21 protein-coding genes are annotated in these 20,573 nt (G+C 43.6%); 8 read left to right on the top strand and 13 right to left on the bottom strand.

Annotated elements, in window-relative coordinates; all coding sequences use genetic code 11:
- Window positions 1-147 precede the first annotated feature (147 nt).
- Window positions 148-1,059, top strand: a complete 912-nt coding sequence (locus ABE021_RS15040; RefSeq protein WP_430289788.1) for a COX15/CtaA family protein — start codon at window positions 148-150, stop codon at window positions 1,057-1,059.
- A 136-nt stretch (window positions 1,060-1,195) separates the two neighbouring features.
- Here the strand turns inward: ABE021_RS15040 and pyc are convergent, their stop codons facing one another.
- From pyc to ABE021_RS15025, 3 genes are read right to left on the bottom strand one after another with little or no spacing between them, the layout of a single operon-like run.
- The gene (gene pyc, locus ABE021_RS15035; RefSeq protein ID WP_430289827.1) at window positions 1,196-4,633 is read right to left on the bottom strand and encodes a pyruvate carboxylase; all 3,438 of its coding nucleotides are present in this window, start codon (window positions 4,631-4,633) and stop codon (window positions 1,196-1,198) included.
- Between the two features lie 23 nt (window positions 4,634-4,656).
- Window positions 4,657-5,820 (bottom strand): FtsW/RodA/SpoVE family cell cycle protein, encoded by a 1,164-nt coding sequence (locus ABE021_RS15030; RefSeq protein ID WP_430289786.1) that lies wholly within the window; start codon window positions 5,818-5,820, stop codon window positions 4,657-4,659.
- Between the two features lie 60 nt (window positions 5,821-5,880).
- Entirely contained in the window at window positions 5,881-6,162 is a 282-nt protein-coding gene (locus ABE021_RS15025) for a DUF1507 family protein (protein ID WP_430289783.1), read from the bottom strand.
- Between the two features lie 179 nt (window positions 6,163-6,341).
- Here ABE021_RS15025 and ABE021_RS15020 point away from each other — a divergent pair, with 179 nt between their 5' ends.
- Entirely contained in the window at window positions 6,342-6,839 is a 498-nt protein-coding gene (locus tag ABE021_RS15020) for a peptidyl-prolyl cis-trans isomerase (protein ID WP_430289780.1), read from the top strand.
- Between the two features lie 14 nt (window positions 6,840-6,853).
- Complete coding sequence (locus ABE021_RS15015; protein ID WP_430289778.1) at window positions 6,854-7,057, top strand: YlaI family protein; 204 nt, start codon at window positions 6,854-6,856, stop codon at window positions 7,055-7,057.
- Window positions 7,058-7,073: 16 nt separating this feature from the next.
- On the opposite strand, the gene ABE021_RS15010 is transcribed toward ABE021_RS15015, so the two are convergent.
- Together ABE021_RS15010 and typA are read right to left on the bottom strand one after the other, a co-directional pair.
- The gene (locus ABE021_RS15010; protein ID WP_430289777.1) at window positions 7,074-7,406 is read right to left on the bottom strand and encodes a YlaH-like family protein; all 333 of its coding nucleotides are present in this window, start codon (window positions 7,404-7,406) and stop codon (window positions 7,074-7,076) included.
- A gap of 24 nt (window positions 7,407-7,430) precedes the next feature.
- The gene (gene typA / locus ABE021_RS15005; protein WP_430289775.1) at window positions 7,431-9,263 is read right to left on the bottom strand and encodes a translational GTPase TypA; all 1,833 of its coding nucleotides are present in this window, start codon (window positions 9,261-9,263) and stop codon (window positions 7,431-7,433) included.
- A 100-nt stretch (window positions 9,264-9,363) separates the two neighbouring features.
- Between typA and ABE021_RS15000 the strand changes: the two genes are divergently transcribed.
- Window positions 9,364-9,549 (top strand): YlaF family protein, encoded by a 186-nt coding sequence (locus ABE021_RS15000; RefSeq protein WP_430289774.1) that lies wholly within the window; start codon window positions 9,364-9,366, stop codon window positions 9,547-9,549.
- A 37-nt stretch (window positions 9,550-9,586) separates the two neighbouring features.
- Here ABE021_RS15000 and ABE021_RS14995 read toward each other — a convergent pair whose 3' ends face one another.
- Together ABE021_RS14995 and ABE021_RS14990 are read right to left on the bottom strand one after the other, a co-directional pair.
- Window positions 9,587-10,381 carry an inositol monophosphatase family protein gene (locus ABE021_RS14995; RefSeq protein ID WP_430289772.1) on the bottom strand — a complete coding sequence of 265 codons (795 nt, stop codon included), beginning with the start codon at window positions 10,379-10,381 and terminating at the stop codon, window positions 9,587-9,589.
- 137 nt (window positions 10,382-10,518) lie between these two features.
- Window positions 10,519-10,713, bottom strand: coding sequence for a hypothetical protein (locus ABE021_RS14990; protein ID WP_191688411.1), 195 nt, complete (start codon window positions 10,711-10,713; stop codon window positions 10,519-10,521).
- 153 nt (window positions 10,714-10,866) lie between these two features.
- Here ABE021_RS14990 and ABE021_RS14985 point away from each other — a divergent pair, with 153 nt between their 5' ends.
- On the top strand, window positions 10,867-11,490 hold the full coding sequence (locus ABE021_RS14985; protein WP_430289770.1) for a YktB family protein: 624 nt from the start codon (window positions 10,867-10,869) through the stop codon (window positions 11,488-11,490).
- 113 nt (window positions 11,491-11,603) lie between these two features.
- Here ABE021_RS14985 and ABE021_RS14980 read toward each other — a convergent pair whose 3' ends face one another.
- The 6 genes from ABE021_RS14980 to ABE021_RS14955 form a co-directional block, all read right to left on the bottom strand.
- On the bottom strand, window positions 11,604-11,873 hold the full coding sequence (locus ABE021_RS14980) for a UPF0223 family protein (protein ID WP_430289769.1): 270 nt from the start codon (window positions 11,871-11,873) through the stop codon (window positions 11,604-11,606).
- 83 nt (window positions 11,874-11,956) lie between these two features.
- The gene (gene lpdA, locus ABE021_RS14975; RefSeq protein ID WP_430289768.1) at window positions 11,957-13,369 is read right to left on the bottom strand and encodes a dihydrolipoyl dehydrogenase; all 1,413 of its coding nucleotides are present in this window, start codon (window positions 13,367-13,369) and stop codon (window positions 11,957-11,959) included.
- A gap of 3 nt (window positions 13,370-13,372) precedes the next feature.
- Window positions 13,373-14,761, bottom strand: coding sequence for a dihydrolipoamide acetyltransferase family protein (locus ABE021_RS14970; RefSeq protein WP_430289826.1), 1,389 nt, complete (start codon window positions 14,759-14,761; stop codon window positions 13,373-13,375).
- A 36-nt stretch (window positions 14,762-14,797) separates the two neighbouring features.
- Window positions 14,798-15,775 carry an alpha-ketoacid dehydrogenase subunit beta gene (locus tag ABE021_RS14965; protein WP_430289767.1) on the bottom strand — a complete coding sequence of 326 codons (978 nt, stop codon included), beginning with the start codon at window positions 15,773-15,775 and terminating at the stop codon, window positions 14,798-14,800.
- A 3-nt stretch (window positions 15,776-15,778) separates the two neighbouring features.
- Window positions 15,779-16,894, bottom strand: coding sequence for a pyruvate dehydrogenase (acetyl-transferring) E1 component subunit alpha (gene pdhA, locus ABE021_RS14960; RefSeq protein ID WP_430289765.1), 1,116 nt, complete (start codon window positions 16,892-16,894; stop codon window positions 15,779-15,781).
- Between the two features lie 214 nt (window positions 16,895-17,108).
- On the bottom strand, window positions 17,109-17,747 hold the full coding sequence (locus ABE021_RS14955) for a YkyA family protein (RefSeq protein ID WP_430289763.1): 639 nt from the start codon (window positions 17,745-17,747) through the stop codon (window positions 17,109-17,111).
- A 107-nt stretch (window positions 17,748-17,854) separates the two neighbouring features.
- Between ABE021_RS14955 and def the strand changes: the two genes are divergently transcribed.
- The 3 genes from def to rnjA all read left to right on the top strand — a co-directional run bounded on the left by def (window position 17,855) and on the right by rnjA (window position 20,540).
- Complete coding sequence (gene def, locus ABE021_RS14950) at window positions 17,855-18,406, top strand: peptide deformylase (RefSeq protein ID WP_430289762.1); 552 nt, start codon at window positions 17,855-17,857, stop codon at window positions 18,404-18,406.
- A gap of 253 nt (window positions 18,407-18,659) precedes the next feature.
- A complete protein-coding gene (locus ABE021_RS14945) occupies window positions 18,660-18,869 on the top strand; it encodes a DNA-dependent RNA polymerase subunit epsilon (RefSeq protein ID WP_430289759.1) in 210 nt (69 codons plus the stop codon).
- Between the two features lie 3 nt (window positions 18,870-18,872).
- Window positions 18,873-20,540 (top strand): ribonuclease J1, encoded by a 1,668-nt coding sequence (rnjA, locus tag ABE021_RS14940; protein ID WP_430289758.1) that lies wholly within the window; start codon window positions 18,873-18,875, stop codon window positions 20,538-20,540.
- The last annotated feature ends 33 nt before the right edge of the window (window positions 20,541-20,573 follow it).

Raw genomic sequence — 20,573 nt, 5'->3', positions numbered from 1 at the left:
CAGGTCTTTTTTATGAACGTTTTGTGAAAATCCGAACCTAATTTCGTGTTCTGCGTTTCCGGCATTGTGTTTTAAGGTCCGATTCTCTATCATTAAAAACTAGAGACCTTTTCACCGGTCGATAATTTATTAAAGAAGGTGTCTTGTTTGAAACGATATAACTACTTAAAATGGTTTGCAGTCGCTGCGACAATCGGGATGCTGCTCATCATGCTTGGCGGTGCGCTCGTTACGAAAACAGACAGTGGTATGGGCTGCGGAAGACATTGGCCTGGCTGTAATGGACAACTAATTCCGGATGAGATCACTGCAGAAGTTCTTATTGAGTTTTCCCATCGTGTAGTTACGGGGGCTGTCGGAATTTTAATAGTGATTCTATCTGTATGGTCATGGAAAGCGATTGGGCATGTTCGTGAAACGAAGTTCCTTTCGATTATGGCTGTATTTTTCCTCATTTTGCAAGCACTTATTGGTGCTGCACAAGTGAAATGGGGACAAGGGGATTTTATACTCGCTCTGCATTTCGGGATTTCCTTGATTTCTTTTGCAGCCGTCTTACTTTTGACACTTCTCATCTTTGAAGTGGATAAAAAGTTTGATGCCGACAAAATCCAAGTTGGATCCAAACTGAAATTCCATACAATTGGTGTGACAGTATACTCCTACATTGTCATTTATACAGGTGCTCTTGTTCGACATACAGAATCCAGTCTCGCTTGTGCAGATTGGCCATTGTGCAGGAATGACCAATTCGAACTTCCTTCCAATCTCAATGAATGGGTTCAAATGGGCCACCGAACAGCCGCTGCATTGATCGTCATCTGGCTCGTTTATATCGCATTCCATGTACTGCGCAACTATCGTGAACAGAAGGTGCTGGTGTGGGGCTGGTCCCTTGCCATGGTGTTAGTGCTTGCTCAAGCAACCACTGGTATGCTATCCATCTTCACACGGTTGAATCTAACCATTGCTTTGCTCCACTCATTGTTCGTGACCTTGCTATTCGGATTATTGACTTACATGATTTTGTTGCTATCCAGAGTACGCATTCAAAAATAGGTATAAAAACAGCCGATCGGTTTATCCGAACGGCTGTTTTTATTTTATGTGTTTATGAGTGCTTTCAGAGTTTGATAACCGCTTACACTGGTTTACGAGAGTTTCAAACAGTCAGGTTCCTTTTGTTCATCCGCACTCAATGTTCGAGTTCTATCAACAAATCACCGGTTGAGATCGCTTCTCCAGGAGCCACATGAATTTCTTTGACAACACCGTCGTATGGCGTTTGAATCGTCGTCTCCATCTTCATCGCTTCCGTGATCAGCAAGTGTTGACCTCGGCGCACACGGTCCCCTTTTTCAACTGCAAGCTGCAGAACCGTACCAGGCATCGTTGCAGCGATGTGGGCATCATTACCAGGATCCGCTTTTTGCTTCTTAGCAGAATCAGTTTCGACACTCACATCTTGAATGATGACCTCACGTGGCTGCCCATTCAACTCAAAGTAAACGACCCGAGTTCCGTCAGCCTGCGGTTCACCAATGGAAACAAGTTTAATAATAAGGGTCTTCCCTACTTCGATTTCGACTTCAATCTCTTCCCCCAGTCTCATTCCGTATAGGAATTCAGGAGTCTGGATGACCGATAGATTACCAAAGTCTTTGTACATCGCCATATATTCCTCGAACACTTTAGGATACAGTGAGTATGCCAATGCATCATGTATAGTAGCTGATTTCTCCAGTTCCCCATCAAGTGTTGAAATGACCTGGTCAAAGTTTACCGGCTCCAATAATTCCCCTGGACGTACAGTCAAAGGCTTCCGTTCTTTCAGAACGACTTTCTGCAATTCTTCAGGGAACCCGCCATAAGGCTGACCGATATAACCTTCAAAAAATTCAATGACAGATTCCGGGAAGTCAATCGAGTTCCCTCTTTCCAGAACCGCTTCTTCATCCAGTTCGTTCTGGACCATGAACAAAGCCATATCTCCGACGACTTTGGAAGAAGGAGTCACTTTCACAATATCCCCAAACAGCATATTGACCCGGGAGAACATTTCCTTGACCTCTTTCCAGCGATTCCCAAGACCGACACCCTTGGCTTGTTGTTGTAAGTTGGAGTATTGTCCACCAGGCATTTCATGGACGTACACTTCTGAATGCGGACTGATCATACCACTTTCAAAGTGAGCATAATACTCACGGACGTCCTCCCAGTAGAATGATAACTCTTCAAGTGCTTTAACATCTGTACGGACTCCACGGCCACCGTACTGAAGCGCATAGTAAAGCGAGTTAGCTGACGGTTGAGATGTAAGTCCGGACATCGCGCCAAGCGCCGTATCGACAATGTCGACACCTGCTTCAATCGCTCGCGTATACATCGCGATTCCGTTACCACTCGTATCATGGGAATGGAGGTGGATCGGGATATCGACAGTTGCCTTCAACTCAGAAATCAGTTGATAGGCAGCTTCCGGCTTCAATAAACCTGCCATATCTTTCAAGGACAAAATATGGGCTCCTGCATTTTCTAGCTCTTTCGCCATTTCCTTATAGTAAGCAATCGTATATTTAGTGCGCATTGGATCTAACACGTCCCCTGTGTAACATAGGGCGGCTTCAGCGACTTTACCTTCTTGTCGTACAGCATCGATGGCAACTTCCATACCTTTGATCCAATTCAAACTGTCGAATATACGGAATACGTCAATACCTGCAGCAGCAGACTCTTTAACAAATTCACGGATCACATTATCCGGATAGTTTTTATATCCAACTGCATTGGCCCCTCTAAAGAGCATTTGGAATAGTACATTCGGGATTTGCTTGCGAAGCACTTCCAGCCTCTCCCACGGATCCTCTTTTAAGAACCTGTAAGATACGTCGAACGTTGCGCCTCCCCACATTTCAAAGGAGAATAGATCGGGCATCAGACGGGCAGATTCCGCAGCTATGTTCGTCATATCAGCGGTTCTTACACGCGTAGCAAGCAACGACTGGTGAGCATCACGGAATGTCGTATCAGTGAGTAACACTTCTTCTTGTTCTTTAACCCATTTCGCTAGACCTTCTGGACCCCGCTCATCCAAAATTTGTTTCGTTCCTTGTTTTGGAGGAATTGACAAGTCCATCTCAGGTTTACGTGGAACCGCAAATACAGGTTTTGATTGTCTTCCTATACCTGGGAATCCGTTGACTGTTATTGTCCCTAAATAATTCAAAACTTTCGTGCCCCGGTCTTTTCTGACTGGGAATTCGAATAATTCAGGAGCTGCGTCTATGAAGCTTGTCGTATAATCCCCTGTTAAAAAGCTTTCATGACGGACAACATTGGCTAGGAAGGGAATGTTGGTCTTAATCCCACGGATACGGAATTCTTGCAAGTTTCTGTCCATTTTGGATGCAGCTTCCCGGAAAGTCATCCCCCAAGTGGAAACCTTTACAAGTAACGAATCATAGTACGGTGTAATCACGGCCCCTTGGAATCCATTTCCGGCATCGAGACGGACACCAAATCCCCCGCCTGAACGGTAGACGGATAATTTCCCAGTATCGGGCATGAAGTCGTTCAGGGGGTCTTCAGTTGTTACACGCGCCTGGATTGCATATCCAAATAGCGGAATGTCCTCTTGTTCAGGAACAGCAGATTGACCGGTATGAAGGTTCTCACCGTCTGCTATGAAAATTTGAGTATGGACGATGTCTATACCCGTCACCATTTCAGTAATGGTATGTTCAACTTGGATACGTGGATTGACTTCAATAAAGTAAAACTCATCATTTGCGACCAAAAACTCAACGGTTCCCGCATTTATGTAGTTTACATTGGCCATGAGTTTAACCGCAGAATCACAAATAGCTTGTCTTAACTCATCGGATAACGAAATGGATGGTGCGATTTCGACCAATTTCTGATGACGGCGCTGAACCGAACAATCACGCTCATACAGATGCACGATATTTCCGTGAGTATCGCCTAAGATTTGTACCTCAATATGTTTTGGCTCTCTGATCAGTTTTTCTACGTACACTTCATCGGATCCGAATGCAGATTTCGCTTCGGATTTCGCACGATTATATGCTTCATGGACTTCATCGGCTTGCTCGACAATACGCATTCCGCGCCCGCCTCCACCTAATGAGGCTTTGATAATAATCGGATAGCCATGAGATGTCCCAAACGCTTCCACTTCTTCAATCGATTGGACAGGTCCATCCGTGCCTGGAATGACAGGGATTCCTGCTTGTATTGCTTGTGAACGAGCTTTCACTTTATCGCCAAACATCTCCAGATGGCGAGAAGTCGGTCCAATAAAAATGATTCCTTCTTTTTCAAGACGTGCAGCAAACTCTTCGTTTTCCGCTAAAAAACCGTAACCTGGATGGATCGCATTCGCACCAGAACGTTTAGCGATTTGAATGATGCCATCAATGTCAAGATACGCATCGATCGGTTTCTTTCCTTCCCCTATCAGATACGACTCATCTGCCTTGTAACGATGAAACGATCCTCGGTCTTCTGCAGAATAGATACCTACAGTCGGAATTTGAAGTTCAGTACACGCTCTGAAAATACGAATTGCAATTTCCCCACGGTTCGCAACCAGAATCTTTTTAATGGATTTCATTTCCACCTTAGGCACGTCCTTTTCTATTTGTTTTTCTCATATCTAGTGAACATTGAAATATTCATCAATATTCCTAAAGCTAAAGATAACAGAATAATCGAAGTTCCGCCATAACTAATAAACGGAAGCGTAACACCTGTCAATGGAATCAGTCCGGTTACCCCGCCCAGATTAATGAACGTTTGGATACCGATAATTGCACCTACACCTGAAGCAAGCATTCTCGCGTGGGGATCCTTGGTCGTTAACGCTATCCAGAAGGCGCGCACAACTAAGAACCCTAATCCCCCTATTACGAGGGTAGTACCAAAAACACCGAATTCTTCAGATATGATGGCCATGATGAAATCAGTATGGGGTTCAGGCAAATACCCCATTTTTTGAACAGAGTTTCCTAACCCAAGACCGAATAATCCACCCGCGCCAATAGCGATGTACCCATTTACAATCTGCAGCCCGGAGCCCTGGATATATTCGAATGGATCCCTGTAAGCAGAAAAACGACCCATACGGCTTCCCGTCATGACAGAATCCCAAGCGAAAAATAAAACGATTCCAACAAGAACCAGGATTACAGCAACAAACAAACTTAACTTTCCAAACGTCTTAATGTTAATTCCACTTGTCGCCATCACACAGATCGAAGTCGCAATGATGATGAAGGTTGCCCCGATATCGGTTTCCATCATAACAGAACCAACTGCAATCCCCAGTATGATGACTGGAGGCGCAATCGCTGTATTGATACTGTTGATTGTTCCCGCATCATACTTATTCGCAAATACACCTGCAAAGTAAATTATCATTACAATCTTTGCAAGTTCAGAAGGTTGTATACTTCCTATTGGAAGTTTAATCCATGATTGGGAACCAACTTCACCACCAAATCCAATAAAATGCACCAAAAACAGAAGGAGTAGCATGACAGCCACCGTAGCTACCATAAAATACTTTTTCCTATATAATTTATAAGGAAGAAAGGCCATGAAGAAAAACACCAGAAGCGCGATAATCACACTCACAAGCTGCTGATTAAAAAACGTATCCGGTTCCCAGCCATAACGGTTAACAGCCCACACCATACTGGAACTGTAAATCATGACAAGTCCAAAAAGACAAAGAACTAAATATGTAAAAAACAAAGGAAAATCAAAATGACGGAATAGACGAATTGCATAATTTTTCAAAAAAACCCCTCGTATCTGTAAATAAAAAACTCAAACTTTTAGTTAGTTTGAGTCTTTTGTTTATTTTTTTATGCTCAGTTCATGTAAGATATTCATTTCTGTTTCCAGAGCAGAAAGTATGTTCTTTCCACGCTCTCTTTCAATAAGACCAAGCTTGACAGCAAAGTCGATTTCACGGGACAGACCATACATTTGCGTGTCCAATACTTCCTCATATAAAGGGCATTGCGGCATCGTCAAATGATCCATCTGCACTTTAATGAGCTGGGCGATTTTGTCTGCATCCGCCTGCAGCTGCAATATGGCTTTTTCCTGATAGGTTTCCTGTACTTCTATATCCATGAGGACGCCCCCATTACTCTTATTTCAGCAAGCTGCTATAGAATAAATTGTAGCTGTAGAAAGCCGAAATTGCAAGTATTTCCCGCAGTGCTTGAGCGGCCAATAGCCAGATAGCTTTCGATTAAGAACAAAAACAGGTATACTGTAAACTAGAAACGAATGCGCTGGGAGGATTTATTGTGGAAACGATTGTACCGATTAAAGGGAATGTAAAACATACCATTACGCTGGATCCGACTGTCTGGATTTTCGATGACAGACGACTTGATCTGGACACCTACTTTACGACAGAAGTCGATGAGTTCGATGAAATGGAAGACTATAAAGAACGAATGGGGAAGCATTGGTCAAGGGAAATCATGGAAGGGGCCACCTATCCTCCTACATTGAAATCCGAAAAGAAATACGAAAAACAAAAAATGCTGACAGGAACTTTCGGCATTCTTTTTGAACCTTTCCTGAAAAATGCAATTCCAGCAGAAGATGCAACCACCATCACTTTCGAAACAGCTGAGGGCGAGCACAACTTCCCGATCTCAGATGCGGCGAACTTATTGTTCCAATTTAGTTTTGAAGGTAAACCGTTGAAAGAGGATGGCCCGATTCATGTCATGCTAAAAGATGGCTCAACTCGAAATAACCCTATCCGAAATGTTTCTGCAATCCGGATTAGCTGAAATGAGGTGCAGCGATGCGTGTTAAATGTGTAATATGTGATGCTATCGGTAAACTAAGCGACGAAGATCCCCTCGCAAAAAAATTGCGTAATCGACCGATTCATACCTATATGTGTGAACTTTGCAGAGAACGCATCGGAGAGTTGACTCGGTTGCGCATCGAAACAGGGAAGTTCACTTTCCGACGAAGTTCCCATCCAGCTGAAAATGAATTTTAAAAAAGATCCAGCCGCATTACGCGACTGGATCTTTTTGATGTTCATTTAATCTGCGGACTCTATAGATGATCAGAATCAGCACGGCTACAATTAAGCCTTCCACAATCGGAAGGAAAAATGCCAAGAACGTAAGCACGAGGCAGCCGATAAACAAAAACGTATAAATCACAACATTTTGCAATGGCTTGATTTTTCTCGCAAACCCTAGTTTATAAACTAACGCTGCCAGCAAAAACACGAGAACGAACAATACGTACCCAGCAGCATCGAAATTCGGCATCATTTCGTAGATAAACTTAGCGATACCGGACATCCTAGTGGCTACTAGCTCCGAATCCTCTACCTTCATTCAACACATTCCTTTCATAACTGCTTATTTGCTCTTTTTCTGAGCCTTTTCACGTTCGTTCTTATCCAGGATTTTCTTGCGAAGTCGGATTGAAACCGGTGTAACTTCACAATACTCATCATCTCCAGCATATTGAAGAGCTTCTTCAAGAGTCATGATCTTCGGCTTTTTAGTTGATACCGTTTGGTCCTTAGTCGCTGAGCGGACGTTTGTCGCATGTTTAACACGTGTTAAGTTGATTGTGATATCACTTTCACGCGTATTTTCACCAACTACCATTCCCGCATAAATATCCGTACCAGCTTCTACGAACATCACTCCACGATCCTCAAGCTGCATCACACTGTATGCTGTCACTTTTCCGTTTTCCATGGAAACAAGAACACCATTACGTCGTCCGCCAACTTTACCAGCTGACATCGGCTTATAAGAATCGAACGTATGGTTCAAAATACCGTACCCTCTTGTAAGAGTTAAAAAGTCTGTAGAGTAGCCGATCAATCCACGTGCAGGCACTAGGAATGTCATACGGACTTGTCCGTTACCATTGTTGACCATATCGAGCATTTCGCCTTTACGCTCACCCATCGATTCAATGACAGATCCCGTATATTCTTCAGGTACGTCAATTTGTACGTTTTCAACTGGTTCACAACGTACACCATCGATTGTTTTCACGATTACTTCCGGTTTTGATACTTGAAGTTCAAAACCTTCACGGCGCATGTTTTCGATCAAAATCGACAAGTGAAGTTCTCCACGGCCTGAAACAACCCATGCATCCGGTGATTCCGTAGGATCTACACGCAATGACACGTCTGTTTGCAATTGCTGTTGTAGACGCTCTTCGATTTTTCTTGAAGTGACCCATTTGCCTTCGCGTCCAGCGAAAGGACTGTTGTTCACTAAAAATTTCATCTGCAATGTCGGCTCATCTACGTGCAGCAATGGCAGCGCTTCTTGATGATCAATAGGACAAACCGTTTCTCCCACATCGATATCATCCATTCCAGAAATCGCAATCAGGTCTCCTGCATGCGCTTCTTGGATTTCAATGCGTTTCAATCCTAGGAAACCGTACATTTTCGTAACACGGAAATTCTTGACCGAACCGTCACGTTTCATAACACTTACTTGTTGACCTACTGTCATTGTTCCGCGGAATACTCGTCCGATACCGATACGGCCAACATAATCACTATAGTCCAGAAGGGATACTTGGAATTGAAGTGGCTCTTCACGGTTGTCGATTGGTGCCGGGATTTTATCTAAAATCGCATCATACAAAACTTTAAGCGTGTCTTCTTGGTCAGCAGGGTCTGGTGACAGGCTCGCTGTACCGTTGAATCCTGATGCAAATACAACCGGGAATTCAAGTTGCTCATCATTTGCGTCCAACTCGATGAAGAGTTCAAGAACTTCATCAACCACTTCTTCAGGACGTGCAAATTCACGGTCGATTTTGTTAACGACTACGATTGGCTTCAAATTGATTTCAAGTGCTTTTTTCAATACGAAACGTGTCTGTGGCATACATCCTTCAAATGCATCGACAACTAATACTACACCGTCGACCATTTTCAGAATACGTTCCACTTCTCCGCCAAAGTCAGCGTGTCCCGGGGTATCCAAGATGTTGATTTTAGTGTTTTCATATTCAATCGCAGTGTTTTTCGCAAGAATGGTAATACCACGCTCACGCTCAAGTTCGTTTGAGTCCATTGCGCGCTCATCTACGTGCTCATTGGAACGGAAAATGCCTGATTGCTTCAATAACTGGTCGACTAATGTTGTTTTACCATGGTCAACGTGGGCGATAATAGCTATATTTCTAAGATCATTTCGTGTGTTTGTCATCATTTCACTCCATCTGTCTTTATTCAGTTGATTAACTGTGTTATTATAGCACAAGATACTTCGAGAAAAAACGATTTACTTGATCAGGAGGCGTATTTTTTTGAAAAATGTCAAATGGGTGTTCGTTTTATACGCTTTAGGAGCCGTCCTATCCATGTTTATGATTGGAATCGCAGTCGGCGTAAAAAGTTTTTTATTGGCAATAGCATCGATCGTTTCCCTTGTTTTGATCATGGGAAATGGATTTAAAACAAAAAAGAAGTTGCGTGAACAAGGACTTCTTTAATAGATAAGTGGAGATCATTAGGTTAGCTAATGATACTTCACTTTTTTAATACAATGAATTCCTCAAGAAGCTGCGTGTGGATGCTCGCATTTGCGACTATGAATGTTTCTTGGTGAAGTAAACTTGGACGTACCCCACTCATCGTGGAGGAAATCGCACCTGCTTCGTGCGCAATAATCATTCCGCCTGCTACATCCCACGGCGACAACCTCATCGACATATAGGCATCTACTCTCCCAGCAGCCACATGAGTCAGTTCGAGAGCCGCAGATCCATAAGAGCGCGTCCCCCTGCACTTAGTGACAAGGTCAATCATCGGAGCATTATCCACATATCGATTTGGCGCAATCCAGCTCGCATTGACACCAATGATTGCTTGTTCAATTGTTGTCTCCTTCAGATTCGGAAGTCGGATGTCATTCAGAAATGCACCTTCGTCTTTCATTGCGGAGTATAGATCATCTGCCATGACATCATAAACATAACCGAGCATCCCTATTCCGTCTATGTAAATACCTAGGGAAATAGCGAAATTCCGTTTTTGATGGACAAAATTCATGGTTCCATCGATGGGGTCTAAAAACCAGATGATTCCATCCAGCGATCGGATGTCGTCTCCAAAACCTTCTTCCCCCATAATTCGGTGATCCGGGAAATCACGTCGAATGCGTTCAATGAAAAATTGTTCAATTTCGCGATCAATGTTCGTAACAAGATCATTGGCCGAGGACTTCGAGCTGATTTCAATTTCGGTAAAAAATGAATGTTTTATGTGATGACCCGCTTCTTTTATCAATGATTTCACATAACGGTCAAGTGCACCCCAGTTCATCTCAAATCCCTCCACTTCATCTCCTTCAAGTATAGCATAGCTGTACGGAGCCAAAACAAAAAAGGCTCCTGTGCATGATCTCCCTGAAGAGAACAATGACCAACAGCCTTTCCTAATAATCGCCTATAATGATTCCTTTAAAAGCCATTCAGCTTCTCCAGTTCACTGTGAATTTCAGACAACCTCTTTTTGCTCTTCGCAATTTGCTTGGAGTCCTCTTCATTCAATGCATCATGAAGGGTCGCTAGTTCATAGTCCAGCTCCAGGTTCAAAACTTTAAGGAATTCTTTTTCAACATCTGCTTTACGAATAACATGGACGACTTGTTTCATCGAAAACACCCCTTTTTTTGAAAGTATGTGCAATTTCCTGTTACCATAAGATATGCGGGAATCAGTCGGACAGCTAGATGTTTTGTCCGTTTGTCTCAATTATTCCCCAAAGTACATCCCTATAAACGTAGATAAAAGAGAGGGGTCACAAAATTGACAAAAACATTTTGGACAGAGAACGATTTTTCTGTTTTTGAAGTAGATGGATTGGACGCACGGATGACTGCGTTACAAGAAAGGATTCAGCCTAAGTTCACGAAATTAGGTGACTTATTCACGCCTTTGCTGTCTGCTCATGGTAAAGGAGAATTTTTTCCTCACGTTGCCAAGCACGCGAGACGAACAGTCAATCCGCCTTCAGATAGTTGGGTTGCATTTGCACCTGCGAAAAGAGGGTATAAAGCGCTTCCTCACTTTCAGATTGGTCTTTGGGGCACACATTTATTCATCGTTCTTGCAATTATTTACGAAAATCCGGATAAGAAAGGAATTTCAGAGCGGTTGCTGAAGGATCTGCCCCTTCTAACAGCACTTCCGGAGGATTATGTTGTATCTGGAGATCACATGAAACCGGAAGCAAAATCGATTCAAGAGATCGGCAGTGAAGAGTTGACCGCTCTTCTGGATCGTCTGCATGATGTGAAGAAAGCGGAATTTCTTGTTGGACGTCACTTGAAAAGAAATCAAGCGACTGCAATGTCAGAAAAGGAATTTTTAGCATACGTAGAAGAATCGTTCGAAAAACTTTTACCCGTTTACGATCGAGTAATTGGTTGATAACAGACAAAAAATGATTCCAGTGGATCGTCTTTCATGCGACCCATTGGAATCATCTTTTTATAAAAGTTCGATATGCATAGAACGAGCCCCGACTTCAAATACGCATTTGTCTACCCTTTAATTACCTCTCCAGTCACACCATCTTTTGAACGTTTCACCACTTTATAGCATTCATAACTGCTGGCTTCCTTAAACTCCTTGAACAAAGTCTTTTCTTCAGCCATGGAAGGAACAACTTTCTTAAACGCATTATATGCTTCTAGCAATTCATCTCGTCCGATCCCTTGCTCAAAAGCCTTTTCGACACATGTGAAAAATCCAGTTACAATCATAATTTCTTCTGTTGACCAATCTGCACGCAGCGGATAACTATACTCCATCTCTTTCCCTCCTATTTCTAGTTAGTTTGTACACAAAGGAAAAAACCTATCCGACGGAACGCCAGATAGGATTTCCTTCTTCATTATTTAGAAAGAATATGAATCGGTTTACCGAGGGCTACTTCAGCAGCTTCCATTGAAATTTCTCCCAATGTCGGGTGTGCATGAATTGTCATGGAAACATCTTCTAATGTCATTCCGCTTTCAATGGCAACTGCCATTTCCGCGATCATATCAGACGCATTCTCTCCAGCAATTTGAGCTCCAAGCAATAATCCATCTTCTTTACGCGCAACAAGTTTCACGAAGCCATCCGGAGCATTGAGTGCAAGCGCCCGTCCATTCGCACCGAACGGGAATTTACCGACTGCTACTTCAAAACCTTCTTCTTTCGCTTGACTCTCATTAAGTCCGACAGTGGCCAGTTCAGGATCTGTGAAGCAGACTGCAGGAATTGCCAAGTAATCGACTTCGGATTTTTCTCCGGCAATCGCTTCTGCAGCAATCTTGCCTTCATAAGATGCTTTATGTGCAAGCTGTAATCCAGGAACAATATCCCCGATTGCGTAAATATTTGAGATGCTTGTACGACATTGCTTGTCGACACCTATTAGACCACGTTCTTCAAACTTAACGCCGAGTTCTTCAAGGCCCATCTCATCTGTATTAGGACGGCGCCCTACAGTTACAAGCACGTAGTCAGCTTCAACGGTTTTCTCTTCACCTTTAACTTCATACGAAACTTTTACGCCTGTTTCAGTTTCTTCAGCACCTTTAGCCGTTGCTTTAACAACAACCTCAACGCCTTTTTTCTTCAATCCTTTTTTCACTAATTGCGTCATCTGCTTTTCGAAACCTGTAAGAATATCATCTGCGCCTTCGATAATCGTCACTTCAGAACCTAAGTTTGCATAGGCAGAACCAAGTTCAGTACCGATATATCCTCCGCCAATGACAACCAATTTCTTCGGTAACTCTTTCAACTCAAGGGCCCCGGTAGAATTGATCACACGTTTAGAGAATTTGAAATTCGGAATCTCAACCGGACGTGCACCTGTTGCTATAATCACATTCTTGAATTTATACGTTTGTGCAGACGTGTCGTCCATCACACGAGCAGTATTGGCATCCACAAAGTATGCTTCGCCTTTGACGATTTCGACTTTGTTCCCTTTCAGGAGTCCTTCTACGCCGCCTGTGAGCTTCTTCACAACGCTCTCTTTAAATGCCATCGCTTTAGAGAAATCGAGTTTCACGTCAGTTGCAGTAATACCCATATCGTCAGCATTTTGTGCACTTACAAAACGATGTCCGACAGAGATCAGTGCTTTTGAAGGAATACAACCTACATTCAGACAAACCCCACCAATCGTATTCTTTTCTACAATTGTTACTTTCTGTCCGAGTTGTGCAGCACGGATTGCTGCTACGTATCCTCCGGGACCTGAACCGACTACGAGCGTATCTGTTTCAATTGGAAAGTCTCCTACTACCATCGTTTACGCCTCCATTAATAAAAGTTCTGGATTTCCTAGCAAGTGTTTAAGGTGATTCAACGCTTGTTGCCCCGTTGCCCCATCGATTACTCGATGATCAAACACTAAGGATAATGCTAACATAGGTGCAGCAACGATTTCACCATTTTTTACTATTGGTTTTTCAGAAATACGACCAATACCTAGAATGGCTACTTCCGGATGATTAATAATCGGCGTGAACCATTGTCCGCCAGCTGAACCAATGTTCGTAATCGAACAAGATGCGCCTTTCATTTCAGAAGCAGCCAGTTTACCGTCCCTAGCTTTACCTCCGAGATCCGATATTTCTTTGGAAATGGCAAACATCGATTTACGATCTGCATGCTTAATGACAGGTACAAGAAGTCCTCGATCCGTATCAGCTGCAATCCCGATATTATAATAATGCTTCTGGATCAATTCTTCCGTCGCATCGTCAAGTGAAGTGTTCAATTCTGGGAATTTACGTAATGTCGAAACGAGTGCTTTCACTACGTAAGGCAAATATGTCAATTTAATATCTTGTTCAGCAGCGATTTCTTTGAATTTCTTGCGGTGTGCAACTAATTCAGTAACATCCACCTCATCCAAAAGTGTCACATGCGGCGCTGTGTGTTTAGAGTTCACCATCGCTTTAGCAATTACTTTACGGATATTCGAGAGCTTCTCGCGAGTCTCTGGGAAGTCGCCCTCAGGAGCAGCGAATGCAGCAGGTTCCTGTTGTTTCCCCTGCTGTTCTTCCTGAAATGCAGATGGAGCGCTCTCTTTTTGGGTTTCAGGTTGCATTTTTTCATTGCCGCCCGATTTAAATGATTCGATATCTTCCTTCATGACACGACCATGTTTACCCGAACCTGCAACTTGGCGGATGTCGACGCCTTCTTCTCGTGCAAATTTACGGACTGAAGGCATCGCAATGACGCGACGATTAGGATCCACGTCCTTGCTCGCTACTTCTCCTTCAGAATCAGGAGTTGCGTCAACTGCAGCGCCTTCTGAATCTTTCAGTGCTTCTTTCTTATCTACCGGCTGACCTTTTTCAGCAGTGGCTTGAACCTGGGATTCGACTTCGGATGAAGTTTCCTGTTTCTCTTCAACAGAAGGCTCTTCCTCTTCTTGCTCATCCTCATGATCCGGAGCATCAATTCGTATCAATTTATCTCCTACTACTGCTACTGTGCCTTCTTGGACAAGTATTTTTTCTATAGTCCCTGACACGGGTGAAGGGATTTCCACGACGGATTTGTCGTTTTGCACTTCAAGAAGTGTATCGTCTTCGTTAATGGTATCGCCTTCAGCAACGAACCACTTTACGATTTCGCCTTCATGAATTCCTTCTCCGATATCTGGTAAACGGAAATGATATGCCACGTGATTCATCCTCTCCTCAGTCGATTAGACTGGCTATTAAAATTCAAGTACTTTTTTTGCAGTTGCAACTATGTCATCCGCTTTTGGAAGCCAAGCGTTTTCGCCTTGTGCGAATGGATAGATCGTATCCGGTGCTGTCACACGAAGTACAGGTGCCTCGAGACTTAAAACTGCGCGCTCCATAATTTCTGAAACGACATTGGCAGCAATTCCAGCTTGGCGCTGTGCTTCTTGTACAACGATTGCGCGACTCGTTTTTTCCACTGAAGCAATAATTGTTTCAACGTCTAGCGGCTGGATTGTACGCAAGTCGATGACTTCAACCGAATGTCCTTCTTTTTCAAGTGCTTCCGCTGCTTTCAAGCTCTCTTGAACCATCGCACCGTAAGTGATGATGGATAAGTCATTCCCTTCACGTTTCACGTCTGCTTTACCTAAAGGTATTGTATATTCCTCTTCTGGAACTTCTTGACGGAACGAGCGATACAATTTCATATGCTCTAAGAATATAACCGGGTTATCATCTTTGATGGCAGAGATCAGAAGACCTTTTGCGTCATATGGTGTGGAAGGGATGACTACTTTTATTCCAGGTTGTGCAGCGACAAGTCCTTCAAGGCTGTCTGCGTGCATCTCCGGTGTAGCAACCCCGCCTCCGAATGGTGAGCGGATCGTAATCGGTGCATTCAATTTCCCCGCACTTCTGAACTTCATCCGAGCTGCCTGTCCGCTGACCGAGTCCATCACTTCAAACAGGAAACCGAAAAATTGTAATTCCATTACAGGACGGTAGCCTGTCAGTGCAAGACCGATTGCAAGGCCGCCAATACCTGATTCAGCAAGTGGTGTGTCGAATACCCGTTCTTCTCCGAATTCCTTTTGAAGACCTTCAGTCGCTCGGAAAACGCCGCCGTTTTTACCGACGTCCTCACCGAACACGAGCACGTTTTCATCATTTTTCAGCTCCGTGCGCATTGCGTCGGTAATAGCTTGGATCATCGTCATTTGTGCCATCGGTTATTTCGACTCCTTTTCCGTATAGATATCAAACTGTTCTTGTACGTTATAAGGCATATCGCCCGCATACATAATGTTAAGGAAATCAGTCACTTTTTGTTTAGGAGCCTGATCCGCTTGTTTGATAGCATCTTTGATTTCTTGTTTTGCGCGTTCAATCACTTCATTTTCTTTTTCTTCGTTCCATAGTTTTTTTCCTTCTAAATACGTTCGGAAACGGACAATCGGGTCACGCTTCTCCCATTCACTGTCAATGTCAGATGTCCGGTAGCGGGTTGGATCGTCTCCTGCCATTGTATGAGGTCCATAACGGTAACACATTGTTTCAATAAGTGTCGGTCCGTCACCGTTCACCGCGCGTTCACGTGCATCTTTTGTAACCGCGTAAACTGCTAATGGATCCATGCCATCTACAAGGACACTTGGAATCCCTGCTGCGATTCCTTTTTGTGCAAGTGTTTTTGCAGCTGTTTGTACTTCACGCGGAGTTGAAATCGCAAATTGGTTGTTTTGAACAACAAAAATAGCTGGTGAACGGAATGCACCTGCGAAGTTAAGTCCTTCGTAGAAATCCCCTTGGGATGTCCCGCCGTCACCTGTATAGGTCATGACAACTGACTTGGTTCCACGTTTTTGAAAACCAAGTGCCACGCCAGCGGCTTGTACATATTGCGCCCCAATAATGATTTGTGGCGGGAAGATGTTAAGTCCATCAGGAATTTCACTTCCAAGGAAGTGACCACGTGACCAAAGGAACGCCATATGTAGTGGCAAACCATGGAAAATCAGCTGAGGAACATCACGGTAACCCGGTAAAATGAAATCATCTTTTTCCAGAGCAAAATGAGAGGCAAGTTGTGACGCCTCTTGACCAGCTGTAGGCGCGTAGAAGCCCAGTCGGCCTTGACGATTCAGCGCAATCGAGCGCTGATCAAGGATACGCGTATAGACCATGCGCTCCATCAACTCCGTCAACTCTTCGTCCGATAGCTTAGGCTCTAATTCCTTATTAACAATTTTTCCTTCTTCATTTAGGATCTGGAACATCTCAAACTTTTCTTCGATCTCGTGCAACACGCCTGTCGGATCGAACTGCTTGTTCTTTTCTGCAGCCATTTCGGCAACTCTCCTTCTTCTTAACTGTATTAGGCAAATCACTACATTCCAATGATACAAGAACTCTTTCACACTCAGTATACTGAAAGGTCAAGGAACGGTCAATGCATGAAGCATATAGATAATATGCGCCCCCATAAATGTTGTTCTGACACCTGACCGCTGTATTAGTACAACTGCTAATCTGTATTATAATAGAAGACTTTGAAATTTCTCATTCCGTTTCTGTCTGTTGTGTTTCCTTCAGCGCACTGTTAACTTCCAATGTGGATTGGTTGAACACTCGGATCGCGTCTTCAAGTTTAGTTCGTTGTTTATTGACCGCACCTGCTGCCTCTTCCAATTCTACCCGTTTTACATTCTCCTCAATCAGCAGTTCATATAAGGCGCTCTGTCTGTTCAGCAGCTCTTCATACAATTCAATGACTTCCGTGTGAAGCTCATACCTCTTCACAAGGGCCGTCTTCAACTTTGCGACCGACTTTGCGCCCTCATCGCCTGTTCCCTCTTGAAGATCTGTAAGTCGTTCAACGCTCCCCTTCGCTTCAGCAACCGCATCTTGCTCCACTACTATCAGCTGCCGCCTTTCCTCGAGGTAGGTTTCAAGTTTGGAAACCCCACTTTCAACAAGTTCGCGCTCTTCTATACCGAAATCCACCGTCTTTCCAAAAAGGATCTGCTCTTTCTTCTCCAGACTTGCCAATTGGTTTTCAGACTCCGACACTTTTTTTTCGTAAGTTTGAATGTCAGCTAAAATACTTCCTAACTCTTTTTGCATCTGGTCTTTCTCCCCTGTACAACCACTTGCAAAAAGCAGAATACACATCGGAATTATCAAAAATATCTTTTGCACCCTGTCCCTCCTGTCATTTTTCTAAAGAGCAGCATTAAATACTTTCACCTGTTTCACACTTCCATTATACTAAGTTCAGGCAATAAAACGAAAAGGAGACACCTATCATGATTTTAATGCACGATATTATACGCGAAGGCCATCCAACTCTTCGAGAACGCTCTGAGGAGGTCACATTCCCTTTATCTGGAGATGATAAACTGCTCGCTTCTGAATTACTAGAATATGTTATCAATAGTCAGGACGATGCCATTGCAGAAAAATATGGATTGCGTGCTGGAATCGGATTGGCCGCTCCACAAGTGAATCAGCCTAAGCGAATGTTCGCTTTGCATATTGAACAAGAGAATGAGAAAGATCTTAGTTTCGTAGCGATCAATCCTAGAATCGTCAGTCACTCAGTAGAGCAAACCTATTTATCCACAGGTGAAGGATGTCTGTCTGTCGATCGCGAAGTGGAAGGGTTCGTACCTAGATATGCACGCATTACAATAAAAGCATTCGACGCTGAAGGCAACGAATTCAAAAAGCGGTTAAAGGGATTACCAGCAATTGCATTCCAACATGAGCTTGATCATTTGAATGGGGTAATGTTTTACGATCACATTGATACGAAAGATCCATATAAAGAAATTCCGGGTGCCTTCCCTTTTGAATAGAGAGTGATTCCCACTTGACAGAAAGTTCAAAATACGATACACTCTTCTAACAAGGAGTGATATCGCCATGTACAGGCGCCTGAAACGTAAATTGTTGAAACGGCTGAATGGCATCCTCGGGAAAAAGTCAATCGCATAACGTTGATACGCCCACCCTTCATAAGGTGGGCTTTTCTTTATTTTCCACGAATGACGTGGTACTATTAAAAGTATCAGTCCAAAAATCGAACGTTTAAAAAAAGGAGAGCACAACATGATCTTTAAAGTTTATTACCAAGAAACAAAGGTACAAGTACCGGTCCGCGAAAATACAAAGACGATGTACGTAGAAGCAGAAACTCAGCGCGAAGTGCGTAAAAAGTTGCAAGATCGCAACTACAACATCGAATTCATCCAGCAACTTGAAGGGGAGCATCTCGAATACGAGCAGGCTTCTGAGTACTTCGAGCTTGAGCAGGTGTAATTCATGAAATCTATAAAAAATAATGAAACTGCTGTTTTTGCCTTAGGCGGACTAGGTGAAATCGGTAAGAATACGTATGCCGTTCAATTCCAGGATGAAATCATCTTGATTGACGCAGGCATCAAATTCCCAGAAGATGATTTACTTGGAATCGACTATGTCATCCCTGATTACACATACTTAAAACGCAATGCCGATAAAATTAAAGGGCTGTTCATCACGCATGGTCACGAAGACCATATCGGCGGTATCCCTTACTTATTGAAACAAGTGAATATGCCGGTTTACGGTGGTAAATTGGCTCTTGGCTTGTTACGCAACAAGCTGGAAGAACATGGTCTTGTCCGTTCGACTAAGCTTATCGAGTACGGTGAAGACGATGTTTTCAAATTCCGAAAAACATCGGTTTCCTTTTTCCGGACAACACACAGTATTCCTGATGCATATGGTGTCGTTGTTAAGACCCCTTCGGGTAATATCGTACACACAGGTGATTTCAAATTCGACTTCACCCCTGTCGGAGAACCTGCTAATCTAGCTAAAATGGCGAAAATCGGCAGCGAAGGTGTCCTTTGCCTCCTCTCTGATAGTACAAATGCTGAAGTTCCAAACTTCACGATGTCTGAACGTAAAGTCGGAGATAGTCTGAACGAAATCTTCAGAAAAGTGGACGGACGTGTTATTTTCGCAACTTTCGCGTCGAATATCCACCGTTTGCAGCAAGTGATAGAAGCTGCACAAATCCACGGTCGGAAAGTCGCTGTCTTTGGACGAAGCATGGATAACGCAATTACAATCGGCCGTGAACTTGGCTACATTGATGCACCAAAAGATCTTTTCGTTGATACTCAGAGCATTAATCGTCTGCCAGCAAACGAAGTGATGATTTTGTGTACAGGCAGTCAAGGTGAACCGATGGCTGCATTATCCAGAATCGCTAACGGTACCCATCGTCAAGTTCAGATCCAACCGGGCGATACGGTGATTTTCTCGTCTTCTCCTATCCCAGGTAATACGTTAAGCGTCAATAAGACGATTAACGCTTTGTTCCGCGCAGGAGCTGAAGTCATTCACGGCGCTCTTAACAATATCCATACATCTGGTCACGGATCACAGGAAGAACAAAAACTGATGCTGCGTCTGATTCAGCCGAAATTCTTCATGCCGATCCACGGTGAATACCGAATGCTGAAAATGCATGAAGAACTTGCCATCGCCTGTGATGTCGAGCCGGATAATGTCTTCATTATGTCTAACGGCGATGTCCTGGCACTTACTGAAGACACTGCACGCCCTGCAGGACGTGTTCCTTCAGGTGACATTTACATTGATGGAAGCGGGATCGGTGATATTGGAAATGTCGTTCTCCGTGATCGCAAAAACCTTTCTGAAGACGGCCTGGTCATTGTTGTCGCAACGATTGACAAGAAACGTAATCGCGTAGTTTCAGGTCCGGATCTGATTTCACGAGGATTTGTCTACATGCGGGAATCCGGTGCAATGATCAATGAAGCACAATACATGCTCACGCGCCAAATGCATCGCAAACTGTCGACTGGTCCAGCTGATATCGGCATACTGAAAAGCGAAATCATCGATTCACTCAGCTCTTATCTATACGATAAGACAAAGCGTCGTCCTATGATTCTGCCGGTCATTTTGGAAGTATAAAAAAACAGCCTCGCCGATTGCGTGAAACAATCG

This window comes from Sporosarcina gallistercoris (assembly GCF_050459885.1).
Taxonomy (GTDB): Bacteria; Bacillota; Bacilli; order Bacillales_A; family Planococcaceae; genus Sporosarcina; species Sporosarcina gallistercoris_A.
The sequence above is the reverse complement of the archived record's forward strand: the minus strand, read 5'-3'. Positions and strand labels throughout refer to the sequence as shown.

What these genes read in the sequence shown, in the direction of transcription:
- def (WP_430289762.1), top strand. Translation starts at nt 17,855, where the DNA reads ATGATTTTAATGCACGATATTATACGCGAAGGCCATCCAACTCTTCGA.
- pyc (WP_430289827.1), bottom strand. Translation starts at nt 4,633, where the DNA reads ATGAAATCCATTAAAAAGATTCTGGTTGCGAACCGTGGGGAAATTGCA.
- ABE021_RS15025 (WP_430289783.1), bottom strand. Translation starts at nt 6,162, where the DNA reads ATGGATATAGAAGTACAGGAAACCTATCAGGAAAAAGCCATATTGCAG.
- ABE021_RS15015 (WP_430289778.1), top strand. Translation starts at nt 6,854, where the DNA reads ATGCGTGTTAAATGTGTAATATGTGATGCTATCGGTAAACTAAGCGAC.
- ABE021_RS14965 (WP_430289767.1), bottom strand. Translation starts at nt 15,775, where the DNA reads ATGGCACAAATGACGATGATCCAAGCTATTACCGACGCAATGCGCACG.
- pdhA (WP_430289765.1), bottom strand. Translation starts at nt 16,894, where the DNA reads ATGGCTGCAGAAAAGAACAAGCAGTTCGATCCGACAGGCGTGTTGCAC.
- rnjA (WP_430289758.1), top strand. Translation starts at nt 18,873, where the DNA reads ATGAAATCTATAAAAAATAATGAAACTGCTGTTTTTGCCTTAGGCGGA.
- typA (WP_430289775.1), bottom strand. Translation starts at nt 9,263, where the DNA reads ATGACAAACACACGAAATGATCTTAGAAATATAGCTATTATCGCCCAC.
- lpdA (WP_430289768.1), bottom strand. Translation starts at nt 13,369, where the DNA reads ATGGTAGTAGGAGACTTTCCAATTGAAACAGATACGCTCGTAGTCGGT.
- ABE021_RS15010 (WP_430289777.1), bottom strand. Translation starts at nt 7,406, where the DNA reads ATGAAGGTAGAGGATTCGGAGCTAGTAGCCACTAGGATGTCCGGTATC.
- ABE021_RS14995 (WP_430289772.1), bottom strand. Translation starts at nt 10,381, where the DNA reads ATGAACTGGGGTGCACTTGACCGTTATGTGAAATCATTGATAAAAGAA.
- ABE021_RS14980 (WP_430289769.1), bottom strand. Translation starts at nt 11,873, where the DNA reads ATGGAGTATAGTTATCCGCTGCGTGCAGATTGGTCAACAGAAGAAATT.
- ABE021_RS14945 (WP_430289759.1), top strand. Translation starts at nt 18,660, where the DNA reads ATGATCTTTAAAGTTTATTACCAAGAAACAAAGGTACAAGTACCGGTC.
- ABE021_RS14990 (WP_191688411.1), bottom strand. Translation starts at nt 10,713, where the DNA reads ATGAAACAAGTCGTCCATGTTATTCGTAAAGCAGATGTTGAAAAAGAA.